The 25,356-nt window shown below is 57.1% G+C and carries 17 protein-coding genes and 1 pseudogene; 13 read left to right on the top strand and 5 right to left on the bottom strand.

The genetic code is table 11. The annotated features are described in order from the left end of the window. Positions 1-8 precede the first annotated feature (8 nt). Positions 9-1,295: an aminopeptidase PepB gene (pepB, locus tag ACMWJS_RS03885; RefSeq protein ID WP_024908644.1), complete on the top strand. Its 1,287-nt coding sequence runs from the start codon at positions 9-11 to the stop codon at positions 1,293-1,295. Between the two features lie 141 nt (positions 1,296-1,436). Next, complete coding sequence (gene sseB, locus ACMWJS_RS03880; RefSeq protein ID WP_032648693.1) at positions 1,437-2,213, top strand: enhanced serine sensitivity protein SseB; 777 nt, start codon at positions 1,437-1,439, stop codon at positions 2,211-2,213. 17 nt (positions 2,214-2,230) lie between these two features. Here sseB and ACMWJS_RS03875 read toward each other — a convergent pair whose 3' ends face one another. The 4 genes from ACMWJS_RS03875 to ACMWJS_RS03860 all read right to left on the bottom strand — a co-directional run bounded on the left by ACMWJS_RS03875 (position 2,231) and on the right by ACMWJS_RS03860 (position 6,861). Further along, positions 2,231-3,001 (bottom strand): MurR/RpiR family transcriptional regulator, encoded by a 771-nt coding sequence (locus ACMWJS_RS03875; RefSeq protein ID WP_048029586.1) that lies wholly within the window; start codon positions 2,999-3,001, stop codon positions 2,231-2,233. Further along, positions 3,001-3,846, bottom strand: coding sequence for a 3-mercaptopyruvate sulfurtransferase (gene sseA / locus ACMWJS_RS03870; protein ID WP_032675337.1), 846 nt, complete (start codon positions 3,844-3,846; stop codon positions 3,001-3,003). The genes ACMWJS_RS03875 and sseA overlap by 1 nt, the downstream gene beginning before the upstream one ends. 90 nt (positions 3,847-3,936) lie before the next feature. Further along, positions 3,937-5,304: a 6-phospho-alpha-glucosidase gene (locus ACMWJS_RS03865; RefSeq protein WP_167211940.1), complete on the bottom strand. Its 1,368-nt coding sequence runs from the start codon at positions 5,302-5,304 to the stop codon at positions 3,937-3,939. 12 nt (positions 5,305-5,316) lie between these two features. Further along, a complete protein-coding gene (locus ACMWJS_RS03860) occupies positions 5,317-6,861 on the bottom strand; it encodes a PTS transporter subunit EIIC (RefSeq protein WP_414746645.1) in 1,545 nt (514 codons plus the stop codon). A 288-nt stretch (positions 6,862-7,149) separates the two neighbouring features. Between ACMWJS_RS03860 and ACMWJS_RS03855 the strand changes: the two genes are divergently transcribed. From ACMWJS_RS03855 to ACMWJS_RS03805, 11 genes and pseudogenes are all read left to right on the top strand, one after another. Continuing rightward, complete coding sequence (locus tag ACMWJS_RS03855) at positions 7,150-12,102, top strand: alpha-2-macroglobulin family protein (protein WP_414746644.1); 4,953 nt, start codon at positions 7,150-7,152, stop codon at positions 12,100-12,102. Position 12,103: 1 nt separating this feature from the next. Next, positions 12,104-14,428, top strand: coding sequence for a peptidoglycan glycosyltransferase PbpC (gene pbpC / locus ACMWJS_RS03850; RefSeq protein WP_414746643.1), 2,325 nt, complete (start codon positions 12,104-12,106; stop codon positions 14,426-14,428). Positions 14,429-14,584: 156 nt separating this feature from the next. Continuing rightward, positions 14,585-15,016 carry a nucleoside-diphosphate kinase gene (gene ndk / locus ACMWJS_RS03845; protein ID WP_003860625.1) on the top strand — a complete coding sequence of 144 codons (432 nt, stop codon included), beginning with the start codon at positions 14,585-14,587 and terminating at the stop codon, positions 15,014-15,016. A 169-nt stretch (positions 15,017-15,185) separates the two neighbouring features. After that, entirely contained in the window at positions 15,186-16,352 is a 1,167-nt protein-coding gene (locus ACMWJS_RS03840; RefSeq protein ID WP_414746642.1) for a bifunctional tRNA (adenosine(37)-C2)-methyltransferase TrmG/ribosomal RNA large subunit methyltransferase RlmN, read from the top strand. Positions 16,353-16,645: 293 nt separating this feature from the next. Next, positions 16,646-17,662, top strand: coding sequence for a cytoskeleton protein RodZ (gene rodZ, locus ACMWJS_RS03835; RefSeq protein WP_063622264.1), 1,017 nt, complete (start codon positions 16,646-16,648; stop codon positions 17,660-17,662). Between the two features lie 26 nt (positions 17,663-17,688). Beyond that, positions 17,689-18,807, top strand: coding sequence for a flavodoxin-dependent (E)-4-hydroxy-3-methylbut-2-enyl-diphosphate synthase (gene ispG, locus ACMWJS_RS03830; RefSeq protein WP_008502138.1), 1,119 nt, complete (start codon positions 17,689-17,691; stop codon positions 18,805-18,807). An 80-nt stretch (positions 18,808-18,887) separates the two neighbouring features. After that, the gene (gene hisS, locus ACMWJS_RS03825; RefSeq protein WP_032622984.1) at positions 18,888-20,162 is read left to right on the top strand and encodes a histidine--tRNA ligase; all 1,275 of its coding nucleotides are present in this window, start codon (positions 18,888-18,890) and stop codon (positions 20,160-20,162) included. A 13-nt stretch (positions 20,163-20,175) separates the two neighbouring features. Next, positions 20,176-20,796 carry a YfgM family protein gene (locus ACMWJS_RS03820; RefSeq protein ID WP_008502136.1) on the top strand — a complete coding sequence of 207 codons (621 nt, stop codon included), beginning with the start codon at positions 20,176-20,178 and terminating at the stop codon, positions 20,794-20,796. 10 nt (positions 20,797-20,806) lie between these two features. Next, positions 20,807-21,985 carry an outer membrane protein assembly factor BamB gene (bamB, locus tag ACMWJS_RS03815; protein WP_008502135.1) on the top strand — a complete coding sequence of 393 codons (1,179 nt, stop codon included), beginning with the start codon at positions 20,807-20,809 and terminating at the stop codon, positions 21,983-21,985. Positions 21,986-22,097: 112 nt separating this feature from the next. Continuing rightward, positions 22,098-23,573: a ribosome biogenesis GTPase Der gene (gene der / locus ACMWJS_RS03810; protein WP_024908655.1), complete on the top strand. Its 1,476-nt coding sequence runs from the start codon at positions 22,098-22,100 to the stop codon at positions 23,571-23,573. Positions 23,574-23,754: 181 nt separating this feature from the next. After that, a pseudogene (locus ACMWJS_RS03805) lies at positions 23,755-24,110 on the top strand (Arm DNA-binding domain-containing protein); the annotation flags it as partial. Positions 24,111-24,920: 810 nt separating this feature from the next. Here the strand turns inward: ACMWJS_RS03805 and ACMWJS_RS03800 are convergent. Next, positions 24,921-25,304, bottom strand: a complete 384-nt coding sequence (locus ACMWJS_RS03800) for a Rid family hydrolase (protein ID WP_047070708.1) — start codon at positions 25,302-25,304, stop codon at positions 24,921-24,923. Positions 25,305-25,356 lie beyond the last annotated feature (52 nt).

Raw genomic sequence — 25,356 nt, 5'->3', positions numbered from 1 at the left:
AAAATAAAATGACCGAAGCGATGAAGATTACGCTCTCTACCCAGCCTGCTGACGCACGCTGGGGCGAGAAAGCCAGCTACAGCATCAACAACGACGGTATTACCCTGCACCTGACGGGCAACGATGATTTGGGCCTGATCCAGCGCGCCGCGCGTAAAATTGACGGTCTGGGCATTAAGCATGTCTCGCTGGAAGGCGAAGGCTGGGACACCGACCGCAGCTGGGCGTTCTGGGCGGGTTACAAAGGGCCGAAAGGCACCCGCAAAATTGAGTGGGCGAACCTCGACGAAGCCGGTCAGAAAGAGCTGGAAAGCCGTCTGCAAATCATCGACTGGGTACGCGACACCATTAACGCTCCGGCGGAAGAGTTAGGCCCTGAGCAGCTGGCGCAGCGCGCCGTTGACCTGCTGTGCGGCGTGGCGGGCGACAAGATGTCCTACCGCATCACCAAGGGTGAAGACCTGCGCGAGCAGAACTACATGGGTATCCACACCGTGGGCCGTGGTTCTGAGCGTCCACCGGTGCTGCTGGCGCTGGACTACAACCCAACCGGCGATAAAGACGCCCCTGTCTTTGCCTGCCTGGTAGGTAAAGGCATCACCTTCGACACCGGCGGCTACAGCCTGAAGCAGAGCGCGTTCATGGACTCCATGAAGTCCGACATGGGCGGCGCGGCCACCATCACCGGTGCGCTGGCGTTTGCCATCACCCGCGGTCTGAAAAAGCGCGTGAAGCTGTACCTGTGCTGTGCGGACAACATGGTCAGCGGTAACGCCTTCAAGCTGGGCGACATCATTCGCTACCGTAACGGCAAAAACGTTGAGGTGATGAACACTGACGCCGAAGGCCGTCTGGTGCTGGCCGATGGCCTGATCGACGCGTCTGCCCAGAAGCCTGAGCTGATCATCGACATGGCGACTCTGACCGGTGCGGCGAAAACCGCGCTTGGTAACGACTACCACGCGCTGTTCAGCTTTGACGACAAGCTGGCCGCACGCCTGCTGGCCAGCGCTGCGGCGGAAAACGAACCGTTCTGGCGTCTGCCGCTGGCCGAGTTCCACCGTAGCCAGTTGCCGTCCAACTTTGCCGAACTGAACAATACCGCCAGCGCGGCGTACCCGGCGGGTGCAAGCACCGCAGCAGGCTTCCTGTCTCACTTCGTTGAGAACTACCATGAAGGCTGGCTGCACATTGACTGCTCCGCAACGTACCGCAAAGCGGCGGTTGAGCAGTGGTCCGCGGGCGCGACCGGTCTGGGCGTGCGTACCGTAGCGAACCTGCTGACGGCTGAGTAATCTTTTTAGCCGGGTGGCGCTACGCTTATGCGCCCCTTCGGAGTCATCATATTGCCCGGCGGCGCTGCGCTTGCACGGGCCTACGGTTTTGTAGGCCGGGTACGCGAAGCGCCACCCGGCATTTTTTGAAGTAGCCAAACTATGTCAGATACCAAAAACGAATTAGAGACCCTGCTGGAGCAGGCGGCGACCGAGCCCGCCCACCGTCCTGCATTTTTCCGCACGCTGCTGGAGTCCACCGTCTGGGTGCCGGGCACCGCCGCGGAAGGTGAGCAGGTCGTAGAAGACAGCGCGCTGGATCTGCTGCACTGGGAGAAAGACGACGGCACGTCGGTGATCCCGTTCTTTACCTCGCTGGAAGCGCTGCAGGAAGCGGTTGAAGACGAACAGGCGTTCGTGGTGATGCCGGTGCGTACCTTGTTTGAAATGACGCTCGGCCAGACGCTGTTTCTCAACGCCAAGTTGCCGACCGGGAAAGAGTTTACGCCGCGTGAAATCAGCCACCTGATTGGCGAAGAGGGCAACCCGCTCAGCACGCAGGAAGTGCTGGAAGGGGGCGAAACGCTGCTGCTGTCTGAAGTGGCCGAGCCACCCGCGCAGATGATTGATTCCCTGACGACGTTGTTCAAAACGCTCAAGCCCGTCAGGCGCGCGTTTCTCTGCTCCATCAAAGAGCGCGCCGACGAAAAGCCGGTGCTGTTGATCGGTATTGAAGCCGATGGCGATTTCGACGAGATCGTTCAGGCGGCGGGCAGCGTGGCGACCGACACGCTACCGGGCGATGAACCAATTGATATCTGTCAGGTGAAAAACGGTGAGAAGGGCATCAGCCACTTTATTACCGAGCACATCACGCCGTTCTATGAGCGTCGCTGGGGGGGCTTCCTGCGCGATCTCAAAACCAACCGCATCATCTGATTTCAGCGGGGTGAATATCACCCCGTTGCTTCCAGCAGCAGTAAATCCATCAGCAGCACCAGATTCGACTCAAACGACGTCACCCCTGCGGCTTCGGCAGCGAAGTGTACCGCTTCGTCATAGAGCGCAAAGTGAACGTCGGCCATCTCCGCCAGCGTGTTGGCCGAGGCGCGGGTAAACGCGACGATGGTCATGCCGACGTTTTTGGCTATCCGCGCTTTATCCAGCACCTGCTCCGTTTCGCCGCTGCGCGAGACGGCAATAAACACCTGATAGCGGGCGGCATTGCTGAGAAAAATGTTCCGGCTGTCGCCCGGTCCGGAGATAAACGCCGTTTTGCCCAGCACCTGCAGCTTCTTGGTCAGGTACTCCGCAAACAGATAAGAGAACCCGGCCCCGTAGAGAAAGAAACTCTCTTTCTGGCGCAGCAGGTTAGCAAACTGCTGGCGTTTGTCCTGGGTGACCCACTGAAAGGTGTGCTGATAGTTGGCGATAAACTGATTAAACAGCGCCGGGAGCTCAGGGGGCGATTGCCCCTGAACGGCAATGTGCGGCGTGTCGGTGAGCAGCTGCTTGCAGTGCCAGATAAACTCGCTAAAGCCGCTGAACCCCAGCTTCTGGCACAGCCGCATAATGGTGGCGGTAGAAACGAATGTCGCCTGTGCCAGCTCGCGAACCGTAATATTGCCCACCAGCAGCGGATGCTCCGTGAGGTGGGCGAGGACGCGATACTCCGCGCGGGTCAATGACGCTCCGCGTGTTAACAGCGTGGCCAGGCGGTTATCCATTATTTCGCGGGTTCGACAGGCAGATCGTCTCGCGCACCCCATTCGCTCCAGGCGCCGTCGTAGAGCGTGACGTCGCTTACGCCGAGCGTGGCGAGCGCCAGAATGACCACGCAGGCCGTTACGCCGGAACCGCAGCTGGCAATCACTGGACGATGTAAATCAACCCCTGCCCGGTCAAAAATGGCGCGCAGTTCGTCGGTAGTTTTCAGCTCGCCCTCAAATACCAGATCGCCCCACGGCACGTTCAGCGCGCCCGGAATATGTCCGCGCTTCAGCCCCGGACGCGGTTCATCCGCTTCGGCATTGAAGCGAGGAGCAGGGCGGGCATCGACGATTTGCGCCGTTTTTTCATGGCTCACAACCAGCACGTCGGTCAGGCGTTTTACCACGTGGGTGTCAAAGGTCGCGTCGAATTCACCTTCCGGCAGCGTGACGTCACCCTGCTGAAGCGGCAGCTCGTCGCGCTTCCAGCCCGCCAGCCCGCCGGCAAGAATCGAGACTTTTTCCACGCCGAAGTTTTTCAGCATCCACCACGCGCGCGGCGCGGAGAAGAGGTTCCCTTCATCATAGACAACGAGGTGTTTGTCTTTGCTGATGCCCAGCTCGCGCATCGCCACGGAAAACGCTTCCGGGCGCGGCAGCATGTGCGGCAGGGGAGAGGTGTGATCGGAGAGGGCTTCAATATCAAAAAATACCGCACCCGGCAGATGCCCGGCACGGTATTCACCGGGCACGTCACGATGCTCTTGTCCCGGAGGGGCCATACGCGCGTCGATAATCTGAACTTCCGGATCGTCGCCGTGCTCAATCAGCCAGTCGGCAGCGACAAAATATGAGGTGGACATGGGTTGCCTCCATTCTTTTCCGTAAAAAAGGATTGTCGGTGTTTTTTCTGACACCGACAAGCAAACCACGTTCAACTCGCGAGCAGGCCCCTATTTTTTCACCGGTTCGCCGTCCTGCCAGGCTTTTTGCAGCGCTGGCCAGTAGTCGCGGTTGGCCTCAATCATCTCATCCAGAATGGCTTTTGCATGTTCCATGGTCGGCACGGTGCGGTTGAGGGTAAACGCCTGCAAGGCTTTCTCATAGCTGCCTTCGATAGTCGCCTCCACCAGCAGCTGTTCAGATGCGAGCTGCTGTTGCAAAAGCGTCTGATGGAACAGCGGCACCTGACCAATACGGATCGGTTCTGGGCCCTCGGAGGTGATATAAGCGGGAACTTCCACCACCGCATCGTACGGCAGGTTGGTAATCGCCCCGCGGTTTTCCACCATCACCAGATGGCGGCTTCGCAGGTTAAAGGCCAGCGAGCAGGCCACATCGACGATAAACTCGCCGTGGACGCCCACGTGAAAGGCATCCGGTAAAATTCCGGTGCGTTGATATTCTTCGGCGGCGGCGAACAGCTTTTTCTCGCGCCCGTCCATCACTTCATTAGCGCGGGTATAGTCCGGGTTCTGGTGCGCCACAATCTGGTTCGGCATCAGGTAATACTGCAGATACGGGTTCGGCAGATACTCGGGGAAATTGTCCATGATTGGCTTGATGTTGCGCCAGGTTTTCACCCAGGAGGGGTCAGAATGCTGCGGATCGGTTTTAGCCGCATCTTCCGTCAGCAGGCCAAACTTAGCGATATGCTTACGCAGCGCCGGGAGCTTGTCTTCGCCGTCCACCAGCACGCGGGTAAACCAGCCGAAGTGGTTCAGGCCGAAGTAGTCCACTTCCAGCCTGCGGCGATCGACACCCAGAATCGCCCCCATATTGCGCATGGCGGCCACCGGCATATCGCAGATGTTCAGCACCCGCGCATTTGGCCGCAGACGGCGCACGCCCTCCGCGACGATCGCCGCCGGGTTGGAGTAGTTCACGATCCAGGCTTTTTCATGCGCGTAGCGATCCACCAGATCGATAAGCTCCACCATCGGCAGGATCGTGCGCAGTCCGTAGGCCAGCCCGCCGGGGCCGCAGGTTTCCTGGCCCACCACGCCGTGACGCAGCGGGATCTTCTCATCCTGCTCGCGCATCTTATACTGACCGACGCGCATCTGGGCAAAGACGAAATGGGCGCCGCTGAAGGCCACTTCCGGGTCGCTGGTGACGGTAAATTTGATGTGCTGACTGTGGTCGCGAATGACCTTCTCGACGACCGGCGCAATGGTGTTCTGACGCGCCTCGTCGATATCGTACAGGCGAATTTCGGCCAGCGGGAAATCCTGCAGGCGCACCATCAGGCTTTTCACAATGCCCGGCGTGTAGGTGCTGCCGCCGCCGGCAATCGACAGAATGAATGGGGGTGTAAACATCTTTAGCTCCTTTCAGAGAAACGTCTCAACGGCTTCTCGCATTTTTTTGACATGCAGCCCATAGACCACCTGAACGTTGTTACCTTGTTTGATAATCCCTTTCGCGCCAGTCGCCTTCAGACGCGGCTCGTCGATAATGGCGACGTCCTTTACCGTGACGCGTAAGCGGGTGTAGCAGTTGTCCACCACTTCAATATTTTCCCGGCCGCCCAGCCCCACCACGATGGACTCGCCCAGACCGTCGTTATTGCCCTTCGCCTGGTACTCCTGCTTGCTGTAGAGGCGCGTCTCCTGGTCCTCATCTTCACGGCCCGGCGTTTTCATGTTGAAGCGCAGGATCAGGAAGCGGAACACCACGAAGTAGAGGGCGAACATGATCAGCCCGACCAGAATGTACATCGGCCAGTTGGACTTGGTCGTGCCGAGCGGCAGGTTGTAGAGGATGAAGTCGATAATCCCATTGGCGCCGATGGCGTGAACGCCCAGCAGGGAGAACAGCATCATGCCAATGCCGGTCAGCACCGCATGCACCACGAACAGCAGCGGGGCGACGAACAGGAAGGAGAACTCAATCGGCTCGGTGACGCCGACCAGCAGCGAGGTCAGCGCCGCCGGGATCAGAATCGCTTTCGCCGCCGCTTTACGCTCTGGCCTGGCGGTCATATACATCGCCAGCGCCGCGGCGGGCAGGCCAAACATCTTGCTGATGCCGCGGGCGTCCCACACCACCGTGCTGCTGAGCTGCTTCACGTCCGGGCAGGCCATCTCAGCGAAGTAGATATTGCGCGCGCCCTGATACACCGTGCCGCAGACCTCCTGCGTGCCCCCGAGTTCGGTATAGAGGAACGGGGTATAGACCAGATGATGAAGGCCGGTGGGGACCAGAATGCGTTCCAGGAAGCCGTAGATGGCCACGCCAAACGGTCCGGAGCCTTTGATGGCCAGCGCCAGGGCGCTAATGCCGTGCTGGGCAAACGGCCACAGTTCGCTCATCACTACGCCGAGCAGCATGGAGACGGGAAGCATGACGATGGCGACAAAACAGTGGCCGGAGTAAATCGCCATCGCGCCGTTAAACTGTACGCCGGAATATTTATTGTACAGGTATCCCGACAGCGCCCCGGTCAGGATCCCGGCGAAAACGCCCATCTCCAGCACCTGGACGCCCAGCACCATGGTCTGCCCGGCCGCCTTCATTTCGGCTGCAGGCGCCAGCGCGCCCTGCAGCTGCAGCGTGACGTTCATGGCGTTGATGAATACGACAAAGGTGACCAGGCCAATCAACGCAGCATAGCCTTTATCGCGCGACGCCAGACCAATCGGAATACCAACGGCAAACACCAGCGCCAGGTTCACCAGCACCGACACGGCCGATTTCGCGATAAGCTGACCAAGATGCTGAATCAGCGGATGGCCAAGAAAGGGCAGGTATTCAGCGAGATTACCGTTACCCAGCACGTTACCAAAGGCGATAAACAGACCGACGATCGGTAAGATAAGCACCGGTCCGTACAATGATTTTCCGAAATTTTGTAGGGCGTTCACGGCTCGTTTCATGGCTTTCTCTCTTATTGAACCGCGCACTCGGGGTGCGTCATGGTTATAAAACTAGCAGCCTTCAGGGACGCTTATCCAGCTATCCTCTTGTTTTAAAAACAAATGACGTGAAAGGTAACATGTGACGTTTGGGGCTGTGATCGCGGTTCCATCACGGCGTAGCGGCGTGTTGCCATTCTGCGAGGCGCTTTCCAGATTCTAAAATTGGACTTTTTGAATTAATGAAACTTGCGGATAATACTTATCCGGACGACGACCAACAGGCCCCCTCAGGGCCAGGGACAAAGGATGAAACCGTTTCGCTTAGCCGCGCTCTCCCTTGCGCTGCTTACCACGTTTACGCTTGTCGGCTGTGATAACAGCGACGATAAATCTCAGGCTGCGGCTCCCGCGGCATCCACCGCATCCACACCGAAAGCCGCGGAAAAGCCAAATGCTGAAACGCTGGCTAAGCTCGCCGCCCAGAGTCAGGGAAAAGCGCTGACCCTGCTGGATGCCTCTGAAGTTCAGCTCGACGGTGCCGCCACGCTGGTGCTGACATTCTCGGTTCCGCTGAATCCCGATCAGGATTTCGCGAAAACCGTGCATGTCGTGGACAAAAAAAGCGGCAAAGTTGACGGGGCGTGGGAACTTGCGCCTAACCTGAAAGAGCTTCGCCTGCGCCATCTGGAGCCCAACCGCAACCTGGTCGTCACCGTTGAACGGGGCCTGCAGGCGCTGAACAAGGCGACGTTCGGCATTGATTATGAGAAAGCCCTGACCACCCGGGACGTTGAACCCACCGTTGGTTTTGCCAGCCGCGGCTCGCTGCTGCCGGGGAAGGTGGTGGAAGGGTTGCCGGTAATGGCGCTCAACGTCAACAATGTTGACGTCAACTTCTACCGCGTGAAGCCGGAATCGCTGGCTTCCCTTGTCAGCCAGTGGGAGTACCGTAACTCGCTGACCAACTGGGAATCCGACAACCTGCTGAAGATGGCGGAGCTGGTTTATACCGGTCGATTCGATCTTAATCCGGCGCGCAACACGCGCGAAAAATTACTGTTGCCCCTGAAGGATATTAAACCGCTCCAGCAGTCTGGCGTTTATATCGCGGTCATGAACCAGGCCGGGCACTACAACTACAGCAACGCCGCGACACTCTTTACCTTAAGCGATATTGGACTGTCCGCTCACCGTTATCATAATCGTCTGGACATCTTCACCCAGAGTCTGGAGAACGGTGCGGCGCAGTCTGGCGTCACCGTCACCCTGTTGAACGATAAAGGGCAGACGCTTGCCGAAGCGAAAAGCGACGGCGATGGCCACGCAAAGCTTGAGACCGACAAAGAGGCCGCGCTGATCCTGGCCAGTAAAGACGGCCAGACCACGCTGCTTGACCTCAAGCTGCCGGCTCTTGATCTGGCGGAGTTTGATATCGCAGGGAGTCCGGGCTACAGCAAGCAGTTCTTTATGTTTGGCCCACGCGATCTCTACCGCCCGGGCGAAACGGTGATCCTCAACGGCCTGCTGCGCGACAGTGACGGTAAGCCACTTCCCGATCAGCCCGTGAAGCTTGACGTGCTGCGTCCGGATGGACAGGTCGCGCGTACGATCGTCGTCAAGCCGGAGAACGGACTCTATCGCTTCAACTATCCGCTGGACAGCGGGGCGCAGACCGGCATGTGGCATATCCGCGCCAACACGGGCGATAACCTGCAGCGTCTGTGGGACTTCCACGTTGAAGACTTCATGCCAGAGCGTATGGCGCTCAACCTGAGCGGACAAAAAACGCCGGTTTCACCGCAGGATAACGTGGACTTTAACGTGGTCGGCTATTACCTGTATGGTGCTCCGGCCAACGGTAACTCTCTGCAGGGCCAGCTCTTCCTGCGTCCGCTGCGTGACGCGGTGGCCGCGCTGCCGGGCTTCCAGTTTGGTGATATCGCCGAAGAGAACCTGAGCCGCAGCCTGGATGAAGTGCAGCTTACGCTGGACGAGCAGGGACGTGGGCAGGTTTCTACCGAAAGCCAGTGGAAAGAGGTGCACTCTCCGCTGCAACTGATCCTGCAGGCCAGCCTGCTGGAGTCGGGCGGTCGTCCGGTGACGCGTCGTGCTGAGCAGGCGATCTGGCCGGCGGCTGAGCTGCCGGGTATTCGCCCTCAGTTCGCCAGTAAAGCCGTTTACGACTACCGTACCGATACGACCGTCAACCAACCGATTGTTGATGAGAACGGCAACGCCAGCTTCGACATCGTGTATGCCGATGCCAGCGGCGCGAAAAAGGCCGTTTCCGGGTTACAGGTTCGTCTGATTCGCGAGCGTCGGGACTACTTCTGGAACTGGTCTGAGAGCGAAGGTTGGCAGTCTCAGTTCGATCAGAAAGATCTGGTCGAAGGCGAGCAGGAGCTGACGCTTAAGGCCGATGAAACGGGTAAAGTCACCTTCCCGGTGGAATGGGGTTCTTATCGTCTGGAGGTGAAAGCGCCTGATGAGATGGTCAGCAGCGTGCGCTTCTGGGCGGGGTACAGCTGGCAGGATAACAGCGACGGCACCGGCGCGGCACGCCCTGACCGTGTGACCTTGAAACTGGATAAGCCAGCCTATCAGCCAGGCGACACCATCAACCTGCACATTGCCGCGCCAGCCGCAGGCAAGGGCTATGCGATGATCGAGTCCAGCGAAGGGCCGCTGTGGTGGAAAGAGATCGACGTACCGGCAAACGGACTGGATCTCGCTATCCCGGTCGACAAGGCCTGGAAGCGTCACGACCTCTACCTGAGTACGCTGGTGGTACGTCCCGGAGATAAATCCAAATCCGCCACGCCGAAACGCGCGGTCGGCCTGCTGCATCTGCCGATGGGTGACGAAAATCGCCGCCTGAATATTGCGCTCAATAACCCGCAGAAAATGCGTCCAAACCAGACGCTCTCGGTGAAGGTGAAAGCCAGCGTGAAAGAGGGGGCCGTGCCGCAGAAGGTGAACGTCCTGGTATCGGCGGTGGACAGCGGCGTGCTGAATATTACCGATTACGTCACGCCGGATCCGTGGCAGGCTTTCTTTGGTCAGAAGCGTTACGGCGCGGATATCTACGATATATACGGCCAGGTCATTGAAGGGCAGGGCCGTCTGACCGCGCTGCGCTTTGGTGGCGATGGGGATGAACTGAAGCGCGGCGGCAAACCGCCAGTGAACCACGTCACCATCATTGCCCAGCAGGCACAGCCGGTTACGCTGGATGCCAACGGGGAAGGCACAATTACATTGCCGATTGGAGACTTCAACGGTGAGCTGCGTCTGATGGCGCAGGCCTGGACGGAAGAGGATTTCGGCAGCAGTGAAAGCAAGATTATCGTGGCCGCGCCGGTCATTACCGAGCTGAATACCCCGCGCTTCCTGGCAAGCGGAGATACTTCGCGGCTGACGCTGGATATCACTAACCTGACCGACCAGCCGCAAACGCTGAATATCGCCCTGAACGCGACAGGCAAACTGGCGCTGGAAGGCGCGCAGCCTCAGCCGGTTCAGCTGCCAGCGGGGGCGCGCAGCACGCTGTTTATTCCGGTGCGCGCGCTGGACGGTTATGGTGACGGTGAAGTGACCGCGCAGGTGACCGGCCTGCAGCTTCCAGGCGAGACCTTCGCCCCGCAGCAGAAGAGCTGGAAAATCGGCGTGCGTCCGGCGTTCCCGGCGCAGACGGTCAATACCGGTGCCATGCTGAACCCTGGCGAATCGTGGACCGCACCGGCGCAGCACAGCAATGGTTTCTCTCCTGCCACCCTGCAGGGGCAACTGCTGCTGAGCGGCAAACCACCGCTCAACCTGGCGCGCTATATTCGCGAACTGCAGGCCTATCCGTATGGCTGTCTGGAGCAGACCACCAGCGGTCTGTTCCCATCGCTCTATACCAACGCGGCGCAGCTTACGGCGCTTGGCATCAAAGGTGATACGGACGATAAACGCCGTGCCGCCATTGATATCGGTATTTCCCGTCTGCTGCAGATGCAGCGTGAAGACGGCGGGTTCGCGCTGTGGGATAAAAACGGTCCGGAAGAGTACTGGCTGACGGCCTACGTGACCGACTTCCTGGTCCGTGCGGGCGAGCAGGGCTACAGCGTGCCTGCCGATGCGGTGAATAATGCCAATAGCCGGTTGCTGCGCTACCTGCAGGACCCGGGCATGATGTCTGTTCGCTACAGCGACGATACGCAGGCCAGCAAGTTCGCCGTGCAGGCCTATGCCGCGCTGGTGCTGGCACGTCAGCAAAAAGCGCCGCTGGGCGCGCTGCGTGAAATCTGGGATCGTCACGCTCAGGCGGCGTCCGGCCTGCCGCTGATGCAGCTGGGCATGGCGCTCAAGCTGATGGGCGATGCCCCGCGCAGCCAGCAGGCGCTGGATCTGGCGCTCAAAACGCCGCGCAACGACAGCAAAAGCTGGATGGCCGATTACGGTAGCCAGCTTCGCGATAACGCGCTGATGCTCTCTCTTCTGGAGGAGTACAAACTTCTGCCGGATGCGCAAAATACGCTGCTGAATGCCCTGTCTGAGCAGGCCTTCAGCCAGCGCTGGTTGTCCACTCAGGAGAGCAATGCGCTGTTCCTGGCCGGTCGTTCGCTGCAAACCTTGTCGGGTGCGTGGCAGGCGAAAACCTCCCTGTCAGATTCCGCATCAGGTGGCGATAAAGCGCAGGTACAAAACGTGAGCGGCGACCAGCTTGGCGCGCTGCAGGTGACCAATACCGGTACTTCACCGCTGTGGGTACGCCTTGATAGCACCGGTTATCCTGACTATGCTCCTCAGCCGAGCTCGAACGTGCTGCAGGTTGAACGCCATATTCTGGCAACGGACGGCAGCACGAAATCGCTCTCTTCGCTGAAGAGCGGTGAGCTGGTGCTGGTATGGCTGGAAGTCAAAGCCAGCCAGAACGTGCCGGACGCGCTGGTGGTGGATCTCCTCCCTGCGGGTCTGGAGCTGGAAAACCAGAACCTGGCAAGCAGCAGCGCCAGCCTGCAGGACAGCGGTAGCGAAGTGCAGAACCTGCTCAGCCAGATGCAGCAGGCGGACATTCAGCATATGGAATTCCGCGACGACCGCTTTGTGGCGGCCGTGCCAGTAAATGAAGGTCAGCCGGTTACGCTGGTTTATCTGGCGCGCGCCGTGACGCCGGGAACCTACCAGGTGCCGGTTCCGATGGTCGAGTCTATGTATGTGCCGCAGTGGCGGGCAACGGGTGCGGCCAGTGGCCCGCTGATTGTTGTTCCGTAATATGAGAATGGCACGTTTGACACGCTCCCGCTGGCTGTGGCTGGCGGGAGCGCTTCTCGTTTTATGGGGGCTGATTGTCGCCGCCGACCGCCTGTGGCCGTTGCCGCTGAAAGAGGTTAACCCTGCCCGGGTGGTGGTGGATGAGAAGGGCACGCCGCTCTGGCGTTTTGCCGATAGCGACGGGATCTGGCGCTATCCGGTGACGATCGAAGAGGTCTCTCCCCGTTATCTTGAGGCGCTGATCCAGTACGAAGATCGCTGGTTCTGGGATCACCCCGGCGTAAACCCGCTTTCTGTCCTGCGCGCTGCCTGGCAGGATCTCAGTTCCGGGAAAGTCATCTCTGGCGGAAGCACGCTCACCATGCAGGTCGCGCGACTGCTGGACCCGCATCCGCGCACCTTTGGCGGCAAAATTCGCCAGCTCTGGCGTGCCATGCAGCTGGAGTGGCATCTTTCCAAACGCGAAATCCTCACGCTCTATCTCAACCGCGCGCCGTTTGGCGGTACGCTGCAGGGCGTGGGAGCGGCAAGCTGGACGTATCTGGGCAAGCCGCCGTCGCAGCTCAGCTATTCCGACGCGGCGCTGCTGGCGGTGCTGCCGCAGGCACCGAGTCGTTTACGCCCGGATCGCTGGCCTGAACGGGCCGAAGCGGCGCGCAATAAAGTGCTCGACCGCATGGCGACGCAGGGCGTCTGGTCCACAAAGCAGGTCAAAGAGTCCCGTGAAGAATCAGTATGGCTGGCGCCCCGGCAGATGCCGCAGCTGGCACCGCTCTTTGCTCGGATGATGCTCGGCAAAAGTCGCGACACGAAAATTGTCACCACGCTGGATGCCGGACTGCAGCGGCAGCTGGAAGAGCTGGCGATGAACTGGAAATCCCGCCTGCCGGCACGCAGCTCGCTGGCGATGATCGTGGTCGATCATACCGATATGAAAGTGCGCGGCTGGGTGGGATCGGTAGATATCAACGATGACACGCGTTTTAGCCATGTGGATATGGTCAATGCGATCCGATCGCCGGGATCGGTGTTAAAACCCTTTATCTACGGCATGGCGCTGGATGATGGCCTGATCCATCCCGCCTCGCTGCTTCAGGACGTTCCCAGAAAAACCGGTGATTATCGGCCCGGGAATTTTGACAGCGGATTTCATGGACCGGTCAGCATGAGTGAAGCGCTGGTACGCTCCCTCAACCTGCCTGCCGTTCAGGTGCTGGAAGCCTACGGACCAAAACGATTTGCCGGGATGCTGAGCAACGCAGGCTTGCCGCTGATCCTGCCTGCGGGGGCGCAGCCGAATCTGTCTCTGATCCTCGGCGGGGCAGGCGCGCGGCTGGCAGATATTGCTGCGGCCTACAGTGCTTTTGCCCGACACGGTAAGGCGGGTAGGCTGCGCCTGCAGCCAGGCGATCCGCTGACTGAACGTCCGCTGTTATCACCGGGCTCGGCGTGGATTATTCGCCGTATTCTGGCCAATGAAGCGCAGCCGCTACCGGATAATGCGCTACCGCAGGTTGCGCCGCTGGCGTGGAAAACCGGTACCAGCTACGGCTACCGTGATGCCTGGGCCATCGGTCTGAATGCCCGTTATGTGATAGGCATCTGGACCGGACGACCGGACGGCACGCCCGTGGCGGGACAGTTTGGGTTTGCCAGCGCGGTTCCGCTGTTAAACCAGGTCAATAACCTGCTTCAGTCGCGCTCAACGGTAGACGAAGCCCGCCTGCCGCGCGATCCGCGTCCGGCAAGCGTCGGGCGGGGCGTGATCTGCTGGCCGGGCGGCCAGTCGCTACCGGAAGGCAGCGAAAACTGTCGACGTCGCCTGTCGACCTGGCTGCTGGAAGGCAGTGAACCGCCCACGCTGCTCCTGCCCGAACAGGAGGGCATACGCGGGATCCGTTTCCCGGTCTGGCTGGATAAAACCGGCAAACGCGTGGCCGCAGATTGCCCGGATGCTACTGAAAAAGTCCTGGATGTATGGCCGCTGCCGCTGGAGCCGTGGCTGCCTGCAACCGAGCGTCGTGCGGTACGGATTCCGCCTTCATCAAGAATTTGTCCTCCACTCTTGCAGGACGCACCTGCGCCACTCATTCTGACCGGCGTGCGTGAAGGGGCCGTTATTAAACGTCTGCCGGGGGAATCCCGCGTTTCGCTGCCGCTTCAGGCGACCGGCAACAGCGGTGAGCGCTGGTGGTTTTTGAACGGTGAACCGCTGAATGTGAAAGGAAGCGTTTACACATTAGAGCTTGATAAGTCGGGCGATTATCAGTTACTCGTTATGGATGAGACCGGGCAGGTCGCGACGGTGAATTTTACGCTTCAGTGACCTGAAAACAGCTTTCTGATGTGAGCTGTTGCTAAAACTCGTCTTATTTTAAAAAAATGTTACCTGAATCCATAGGCAATGGCGCCATTGCTCATTATAATCCGCGCCACACCATACTCAGGTATGCAAAACAACAGAACATTGACAGAGGTTATCATGGCTATTGAACGTACTTTTTCCATCATCAAACCAAACGCGGTGGCAAAAAACGTTATTGGCAGTATCTTCGCTCGCTTTGAATCTGCAGGGTTCAAAATTGTTGGCACCAAAATGCTGCACCTGACCGTTGAGCAGGCGCGCGGCTTCTACGCTGAGCACGAAGGTCGCCCATTCTTTGACGGCCTGGTTGAGTTCATGACCTCCGGTCCAATCGTGGTATCCGTACTGGAAGGCGAAAACGCCGTACAGCGTCACCGCGACCTGCTGGGTGCAACCAACCCGGACAACGCGCTGGCAGGAACTCTGCGCGCTGACTACGCTGACAGCTTCACCGAGAACGGCACCCACGGTTCTGACTCTGTTGAATCTGCCGCACGCGAAATCGCTTTCTTCTTCGCAGAAGGCGAAGTGTGTCCACGTACCCGTTAATTTAACGGTTTCGTTTACACATTATTTTCGTAAATGCCGCGTCCAGACGTGGCATCCCTGCGCCAGACTTTGTACAATGCAACGCCCCGGACGAGCAGACCGCTTTCCGGGGCGTTTCTATTCAACCCTCCATGGGCCATAACGTGTAACAACGAGGCCGGTAAATATTATGTCTGAATTAGTGAATACCTCCGAAGTCGCCATTCCTGCGGTTCCCAATAAAAATGGAAAAATCAACCTGCTGGATCTGAACCGTCAGCAGATGCGCGATTTCTTCAAAGAGATGGGCGAAAAGCCGTTTCGTGCCGATCAGGTCATGAAGTGGATGTACCATTACTGCAGCGACAATTTTGATGACATGACTGACATCAACAAGGTCCTGCGCAATAAGCTCAAAGAAGTGGCAGAAATCCGTGCACCGGAAGTGGTGGAAGAGCAGCGCTCCGCGGATGGCACCATCAAATGGGCGATTGCGGTCGGCGATCAGCGTGTTGAAACCGTCTACATCCCGGAAGAAGACCGCGCGACGCTGTGCGTCTCCTCCCAGGTTGGCTGTGCGCTGGAGTGCAAATTCTGCTCAACCGCGCAGCAAGGCTTTAACCGTAACCTGCGTGTTTCAGAAATTATCGGCCAGGTCTGGCGTGCTGCGAAAATCGTGGGCGCGGCAAAAGTCACCGGCACGCGCCCTATCACCAACGTGGTGATGATGGGGATGGGTGAACCGCTGCTGAACCTGACCAACGTCGTTCCGGCGATGGAAATCATGCTGGATGACTTTGGCTTTGGCCTGTCCAAGCGTCGCGTCACGCTGTCGACTTCAGGCGTTGTGCCTGCGCTGGACAAACTCGGCGACATGATTGACGTCGCGCTGGCGATCTCCCTGCACGCACCAAACGATGAAATTCGTGACGAAATTGTGCCGATCAACAAAAAGTACAATATCGAAACTTTCCTCGCCGCCGTACGTCGTTACCTGGAGAAATCCAACGCCAACCAGGGCCGCGTGACCATCGAGTACGTGATGCTGGACCACGTCAATGACGGCACCGAACATGCGCATCAGCTGGCTGAACTGCTGAAAGATACGCCGTGCAAAATCAACCTGATCCCGTGGAACCCGTTCCCGGGCGCGCCGTATGGCCGTAGCTCGAACAGCCGTATCGACCGTTTCTCCAAGGTGCTGATGGAGTATGGCTTCACCACCATCGTGCGTAAAACGCGTGGTGATGATATTGATGCCGCATGTGGACAGCTGGCTGGTGATGTCATTGACCGTACCAAGCGTACTCTGCGTAAACGCATGCAGGGCGAGACGATCGCGGTTAAAGCTGTTTGATTATTATGCACTCGCGGCGCATTATCTGCGCCGTGAGACATAACCTTACTGAATAATCAGTCAGATTCGTGAAGACTGATCAATAATTACGGTGCGTTTCATCCGACTTTCGGGCAGTATGTAACGACGTAACAACAGTTTAGCCGTACGGGCAGGGCTGTACTGTCATCTCCGGGCTGACAGTCTTATACTCTCTGTTCAAGGTTAACTGACCAGAAGTTTCGCGGTGCGGGTGGCATTGTGACTCACCGGCGCCTGAACCCTTATTTTTCACGTACCAGTAGTTGTAGCGAATGAATACTGAAGCCACTCACGACCAACATGAAGCACTCTCCACTGGCGTTCGTCTTCGCAACGCCCGTGAACAACTCGGACTCAGCCAGCAAGCCGTTGCGGAACGCTTGTGCCTGAAGGTTTCCACGGTTCGCGATATTGAAGAAGATAAGGCGCCTGCCGATCTGGCTTCAACGTTCTTGCGCGGTTATATCCGCTCTTACGCAAAACTGGTGCACATCCCCGAAAACGAATTACTGCCAATGATGGAGAAGCAGGCGCCGGTCCGTGCAGCAAAAGTTGCGCCGATGCAGACCTTCTCCCTGGGGAAACGTCGTAAAAAACGTGATGGCTGGCTGATGAGCTTTACCTGGCTGGTGCTGTTTGTGGTGGTCGGTCTGACCGGTGCATGGTGGTGGCAAAACCACAAGGCGCAGCAGGAAGAGATCACCACCATGGCCGATCAATCCTCCGCCGAACTCAACCAGGCCGGAAATGATAACGCCCAGAGCGTGCCGCTGAATACCGACGGTGCGGCGTCCTCCAGCGAGCCACAGACCGCAGCGCCAGACGCATCGGCGACTGGTGCAGCACAGGCCCCGGCAGCAACGGCTAACACCGCTGCGCCGCAGGCTCAGGATCAAAACGCGGTGGTTGCCCCTTCTCAGGCAAATGTTGATACGGCGGCGAACGCGCCTGCAGCTACTCAGCCTGCAGACAATACCGCAGCGTCTCTGCCAACCAGCCCGGCGGGTACGGCGACCGCAGCAGCCGACCCTAATGCGCTGGTAATGAACTTCAGCGCCGACTGCTGGCTGGAAGTGACTGACGCGACAGGTAAAAAACTGTTCAGCGGCCTGCAGCGCAAAGATGGCACGTTAAACCTAACAGGCCAGGCTCCCTATAAACTTAAAATCGGCGCTCCGGCAGCGGTACAGATCCAGTATCAAGGAAAACCTGTCGACCTGAGCCGCTTTATCAGAACTAACCAGGTTGCACGTCTTACCGTTAATGCCGAACAATCAGCAGCACAGTAACAGACGGGCAACGCGGGAGATTTTTCATGCATAACCAGGCTCCGATTCAACGTAGAAAATCGAAACGGATTTACGTTGGGAATGTGCCAATCGGCGATGGGGCACCTATCGCCGTTCAGTCGATGACCAACACGCGCACCACCGATGTGGAAGCGACGGTCAATCAAATCAAAGCATTAGAACGTGTAGGCGCGGATATTGTTCGCGTCTCCGTCCCGACCATGGATGCCGCTGAGGCGTTCAAACTGATCAAACAGCAGGTCAGCGTTCCGCTGGTGGCGGATATTCACTTCGACTACCGCATCGCACTGAAAGTGGCCGAATACGGCGTCGATTGTCTGCGTATTAACCCGGGCAACATCGGTAACGAAGAGCGTATCCGCATGGTTGTGGACTGCGCCCGCGATAAAAATATTCCTATCCGTATCGGCGTTAACGCCGGTTCGCTGGAAAAAGATCTGCAGGAAAAATACGGTGAGCCGACGCCACAGGCGCTGCTCGAATCCGCGATGCGTCACGTCGATCATCTCGATCGTCTTAACTTCGATCAGTTCAAAGTCAGCGTAAAAGCCTCCGACGTGTTCCTGGCCGTAGAATCTTACCGCCTGCTGGCAAAGCAGATCGATCAGCCTCTGCACCTCGGGATCACCGAAGCGGGCGGCCTGCGTAGCGGCTCGGTAAAATCCGCGATCGGTCTGGGGCTGCTGCTCTCTGAAGGGATCGGTGACACCCTGCGCGTCTCGCTGGCGGCCGATCCGGTCGAAGAGATCAAGGTCGGTTTCGATATCCTGAAGTCGCTGCGTATTCGCGCGCGTGGGATCAACTTCATTGCCTGCCCAACCTGTTCGCGTCAGGAGTTCGATGTGATCGGGACGGTGAATGCCCTGGAGCAACGTCTGGAAGACATTATCACCCCGATGGACGTCTCCATCATCGGCTGCGTGGTGAACGGTCCGGGTGAAGCACTGGTGTCAACCCTGGGCGTGACCGGCGGTAACAAGAAAAGTGGTCTCTATGAAGATGGCGTTCGTAAAGATCGTCTGGATAATAGCGACATGATCGACCAGCTTGAAGCCCGCATCCGTGCGAAAGCCGCCATGATGGACGAGACACAGCGTATTAACGTTCAGCAGGTTGAAAAATAACGTGATGGGAAGCCGCGAGCTTCCCATGTATGATTGAACCCATTCTTTGGGTTTTTTTTGTATATAGAAAGAGAATAAACGTGGCAAAAAACATTCAAGCCATCCGCGGCATGAACGATTATCTGCCTGGCGAAACCGCCATCTGGCAGCGCATTGAAGGCACGCTGAAGCAGGTGCTCGGCAGCTACGGTTACAGCGAAATCCGTTTGCCGATTGTAGAGCAGACCCCGTTATTCAAACGCGCGATTGGTGAAGTTACCGACGTGGTTGAAAAAGAGATGTACACCTTTGAGGACCGCAACGGCGACAGCCTGACCCTGCGTCCGGAAGGTACGGCGGGCTGCGTACGCGCCGGCATCGAACATGGTCTTCTGTACAATCAGGAGCAGCGCCTGTGGTATATCGGCCCGATGTTCCGCCACGAACGTCCTCAGAAAGGGCGTTATCGCCAGTTCAATCAGCTGGGTGTGGAAGTCTTTGGCCTGCAGGGCCCCGACATCGACGCTGAACTGATTATGCTGACCGCCCGCTGGTGGCGTGCGCTCGGTATTGCCGATCACGTTTCCCTCGAGCTGAACTCTATCGGTTCTCTGGAAGCGCGCGCTAACTACCGCGATGCGCTGGTGGCGTTCCTGGAACAACATAAAGAGAAGCTGGACGAAGACTGCAAACGTCGCATGTACAGCAACCCGCTGCGAGTGCTGGATTCCAAAAACGCAGATGTTCAGGCACTGCTGAACGATGCGCCTGCGCTGGGTGATTATCTGGATGAAGAATCTCGCGAACACTTCGCGGGCCTGTGCAAGCTGCTTGAAGCGGCTGGCATCGCCTACACCGTAAACCAGCGCCTGGTACGCGGTCTGGACTACTACAACCGTACCGTGTTTGAGTGGGTGACCACGAGCCTCGGCTCTCAGGGCACCGTGTGCGCGGGCGGTCGCTATGACGGTCTGGTTGAGCAACTTGGCGGTCGCGCAGCACCTGCTGTAGGCTTCGCGATGGGTCTTGAGCGACTTGTTTTGCTGGTTCAGGCAGTTAATCCGGAATTTAAAGCAGATTCCGTTGTCGATATATACCTGGTGGCCTCAGGCGCGGAAACGCAGTCTGCGGCAATGCAGCTTGCCGAACGTGTGCGCGATGCGCTGCCGGGCGTTAAGCTGATGACCAACCATGGCGGCGGCAACTTCAAAAAACAGTTTGCTCGTGCCGATAAGTGGGGCGCAAGTATCGCACTGGTGCTGGGTGAGTCCGAAGTGGCCAACGGCGAAGTGGTGGTGAAAGACCTGCGCTCTGGTGAGCAGACAACGGTAACGCAGGACGGCGTTGCGGCGCACTTGCGCACTCTATTGGGCTAAGGAGAAGGACTGCGTGGAAATTTACGAGAACGAACACGATCAGGTCGACGCGATTAAACGCTTCTTTGCTGAAAACGGCAAAGCGCTGGTTGTTGGGGTTATTTTAGGTGTCGGTGCGCTGGTAGGCTGGCGTTACTGGAACAATCATCAGGCGGATTCCGCGCGCGGCGCGTCCCTGTCCTATGAAAATACCGTGAGCGCAATTCGTGCCGATCAGCCGCAAACGCTGACGGCGGCAGAAAAATTTGCGGCTGACAACAAAAACACCTACGGTGCACTGGCTGCGCTGGAAGTGGCTCAGCAGTACGTTGATAAGAACGAACTGGATAAAGCCGTAGCACAGCTGTCTCAGGGCCTTGCTGCCGCCAGTGATGAAAACCTGAAAGCGGTGATCAATCTGCGCCTGGCACGTATTCAGGTTCAGCAGAAGAAAGCTGACGATGCGCTGAAAACGCTCGATACCATCAAAGGCGAAGGTTTTGCTGCCATCGTTGCCGATCTCCGCGGTGAAGCACTGCTGAGCAAAGGTGACAAAGCGGGCGCGCGTAAAGCGTGGCAAGCTGGCGTAGAGAGCAATGCTTCACCTGCGCTGAGCGAAATGATGCAGATGAAAATAAATAATTTGTCCGTCTGAGAGGGACCCGATGCAATTGCGTAAATTACTTCTGCCAGGACTGCTTTCTGTTACGTTATTGAGTGGTTGTTCACTGTTCAGTGGCGAAGAAGACGTTGTGAAAATGTCCCCACTGCCGACGGTTGAAAACCAGTTTACCCCATCCACCGCGTGGGATGTCTCCGTGGGCAATGGGATTGGTGATTTCTATTCCAACCTTCATCCAGCGTATGCAGACAGCGTTGTCTATGCGGCTGACCGCAAAGGTACCGTGAAAGCGGTGAACGCGGATGACGGAAAAGAAGTGTGGTCCGTTAACCTGGCGGAAAAAGACGGCTGGTTCTCCCGTAAGCCTGCACTGCTGTCTGGCGGCCTGACCGTTGCCGGTGGTCACGTCTACGTGGGCAGCGAAAAAGCGCAGGTTTATGCCCTGAACAGCAGCGACGGCTCCATTGCCTGGCAAACAACCGTGGCGGGTGAATCCCTGTCGCGTCCGGTAGTGAGCGACGGCCTGGTGCTGATTCATACCAGCAACGGCCAGCTGCAGGCGCTGAACGAAGCGGACGGCCTGGTGAAATGGACCGTTAACCTGGATATGCCTGCGCTCTCTCTGCGTGGCGAATCTGCCCCGGCTACCGCATTTGGTGCTGCCATTGTGGGCGGTGACAACGGTCGCGTGAGTGCCGTGCTGATGCAGCAGGGCCAGATGATCTGGCAGCAGCGTATCTCTCAGGCCACTGGCTCAACGGAAATTGACCGTCTGAGCGACGTGGACACAACACCGGTTATCGTTAACGGTGTGGTTTACGCGCTGGCCTACAACGGCAACCTGACCGCGCTGGATCTGCGCAGCGGCCAGATCATGTGGAAACGTGAGCTGGGCTCGGTAAATGATTTCATCGTTGAGGGTAACCGCATCTATATGGTTGACCAGAACGACCGTCTGCTGGCCCTGAGTACCGAAGGCGGCGTGACGCTGTGGACGCAAAGCGACCTGCTGCACCGTCTGCTGACTGCGCCAGCGCTGTACAACGGTAGCCTGGTTGTGGGCGACAGCGAAGGGTATATGCACTGGATCGATCCGGATAACGGCCGCTTTGTTGCGCAGCAAAAAGTCGACAGCTCCGGTTTCCTGACCGACCCGGTTGTGGCCGACGGCAAACTGCTGATTCAGGCAAAAGACGGCACGCTGTACGCGATCACGCGTTAATTACCCGGCGGTTGTAGTATACTAAACGGCTCCTGTTCACTCAGGAGCCGTTTTGACATTTTTAAAAACGCCGCGAAAGCGACGTTATTTTGAATTTTATGAGGCTTCAAACATGGTACCTGTGGTCGCGCTTGTCGGGCGCCCTAACGTTGGAAAATCCACTCTTTTTAACCGTTTAACACGCACCCGTGATGCGCTGGTTGCGGATTTCCCGGGGCTGACGCGTGACCGTAAGTACGGTCGTGCAGAGGTGGAAGGACGCGAGTTCATCTGTATTGATACCGGTGGTATTGACGGCACAGAAGACGGCGTGGAAACCCGCATGGCGGAACAGTCGCTGCTGGCGATTGAAGAAGCGGACGTGGTGCTGTTCATGGTGGATGCACGCGCTGGCCTGATGCCGGCGGACTCCGCTATCGCTAAACACCTGCGTTCACGCGAAAAGCCAACCTTCCTGGTGGCGAACAAAACCGACGGCATCGATGCCGATCAGGCCATCGCGGATTTCTGGTCTCTGGGCCTGGGTGAAATCTACCCTATCGCGGCATCGCATGGCCGTGGCGTTACCAGCTTGCTGGAAACCGTTCTGCTGCCGTGGGTTGACGAAGTGAACCCGCCGGAAGAGGTGGACGAAGACGCTGAATACTGGGCGCAGTTTGAAGACGGAGAAGAGGGCGAAGAAGAAGAGCCTGAAGATGACTTCAACCCGCAGGATCTGCCGATCAAGCTGGCTATCGTGGGCCGTCCAAACGTAGGTAAGTCTACACTTACTAACCGTATTCTGGGTGAAGAGCGCGTGGTCGTTTACGACATGCCGGGCACCACCCGCGACAGCATCTACATCCCGATGCAGCGCGATGAGCGTGAGTATGTCCTCATCGACACTGCCGGGGTGCGTAAGCGCGGGAAAATCACCGATGTGGTGGAAAAATTCTCCGTTATCAAAACCCTGCAGGCGATCGAAGATGCCAACGTCGTGCTGCTGGTTATCGACGCACGCGAAGGGATCTCCGATCAGGACCTCTCTCTGCTCGGCTTTATCCTCAATAGTGGGCGCTCACTGGTTATCGTGGTCAACAAATGGGATGGCCTGAGCAACGAGGTTCGTGAGCAGGTGAAAGAGACCCTCGACTTCCGTCTGGGCTTTATCGACTTTGCTCGCGTGCACTTCATCTCTGCGCTACACGGCAGCGGCGTAGGTAACCTGTTTGAATCCGTCCGCGAAGCTTACGACAGCTCCACCCGTCGTCAGAGCACCGCCATGCTGACCCGTATCATGAATATGGCTGCGGAAGACCATCAGCCGCCGCTGGTGCGCGGTCGTCGCGTGAAGCTGAAATACGCCCACGCCGGTGGTTATAACCCACCAATCGTGGTGATTCACGGTAACCAGGTGAAAGACCTGCCGGATTCCTACAAGCGCTACCTGATGAACTACTTCCGTAAATCGCTGGACGTGATGGGCACGCCTATCCGTATTCAGTTCAAGGAAGGGGAAAACCCGTTCGCCAACAAGCGCAACACCCTGACGCCAAACCAGATGCGTAAGCGTAAGCGCCTGATTAAGCACATTAAGAAAAGCAAATAAGCTTTCATAGTGATTTGCTAGCTATTATAAGCATCCTAAAGCCCGAATATTTCGGGCTTTTTTGTTTTCAGGAGCTGTCATAAAAGTACAAGAAAGTGCATCCTTTAGGTGTACCCAGCATTCTGTTATGTCGTTTTGGGTACACTTTTAGATGTACGAGTAGATTGCCAGGTATACGTGCATGCCAAAACTTACCGATATGCAGATCCGAGCGTGGTTCAAGAGTGGCGAACGATTCGAGGGGAGGTCCGATGGCGAAGGACTTTATCTCCGCTTTCGCAAAGAAGACAAAACTCCATACTGGTGTTTTCGATACAAACTTACCGGCAAGCCTCGGACCTTGATGATTGGTTCTTATGTGTTATCCCGCTTGCTAAAGCAAGGGAGATTGCTAAAGAACTTGCAGCACGTGTCGCTCTTAGGCATGACGTGGCTGCAGAGAAGCAACAACGCAAGGCTGAGGCGATAGCAAAAATTGAAGCTGAAAAGAACGCTATGCACGTTTCAAAACTTACAGCGGAGTATTACTCTCGTCAAACTGAAGGGGCTGAAGGCATTGTGTACGCCGACTGAAACAGATGAAGCTCGTTTAAAGCGCTTCCACGAACACATGGGGAAGGATGAAAGTTAGTGTTGAAATGTACGCTGTAAGCCATTACCCAGGGGGAAAGGTTTTAACTCTGAGTAGCCTCAATCAAAACGCCCATCCAAAGTGGTAAACCTATTCTTTTACTCTTGCTATCGCGGTCTCCATGAAAAATACGAACCTAAAATATACAGAATTATTTAGGTCAAAGGCGGCTTTCAGGAGAAAAGTGTCAAGTGGGCATGCTAAGGAATGCTAAGGTTTTTGCGCAAAAAAATGAAAAGTGTAAACCACGCTGAAAGCCGCATTAAGTCAGGACTTAGTGGAAAAGTGTAAAGTGGTGATGTTAAGGCATGTTAAGGTTTTAGCGGGGAAAAAAGCAAAAGTGTGTGGTGACCAGGCTGACCTATGGCAGCAGTCTATTAGCCTGGTTGGTCTAAAGCTCCTGCTACCCCCACAAAGGCAGGATGAGTGGGAGGAACGGAGCAGGGCAGTCTAAGTTATAGTTGCTTCAGTCTGAAGATCACAAACTATTACTCCGGGTCAACCCGTCTTCTCCTTGCGCCGCATTTGAAATATTCTACCTGGCAAAATCTGAGACACCATTTTTACCCAAACCTACATCTGGATAATTCCGGCTTTTTGGGGAAGGGTATAAGCCAGCGTCCGCTATGCGTACGCAGCGGGCCTGACTGCATGCAGGGCAGGCCGCTCTTTATCGGTAGGGGACGTTATAATCCTTTTGAGACATGTGGCAAAGACTACCTTTTGGCCACAACCCGCATCTCCACAAGGGCATTTTCCGGGATGAATGCCGATACGCCTATGGCAGACCATGCCGGGTAGGGCGCCTTGATATACGCATCTTTTACCTGAGAAAAAACGTCAATATGTGTTTTAAGGTCAATATGAAACGTGGTCATCTCAAGAATATTGTCATAGCCTAAGCCTGCGGCATTCAGGTACACACCCAGCTTATAAAACGCATCGTGAAACTGTTCTTCAGGATCCTTGCTGATGGGTTTGTCCTTTCGGGCTGCCGTAACGCCCGAAAGATACACGGTGCCATCGGCATCGATGACAGGAGAGAAGTGCCAGTCATCGTAATAATGCTGAAAGGCTTCTGGAACGATCGATTTTTTCATATTTTTTTCTCAAATGGATGAGCACGGGAAAAAGGCAACGGCCACATCTCAT

Source organism: Enterobacter sp. HK-058-C-ECC (genome assembly GCF_047531125.1).
Lineage (GTDB): Bacteria > Pseudomonadota > Gammaproteobacteria > Enterobacterales > Enterobacteriaceae > Enterobacter > Enterobacter quasiroggenkampii.
Note: the sequence above shows the minus strand (reverse complement) of the source record. Positions and strands in the feature narration are given on the sequence as shown.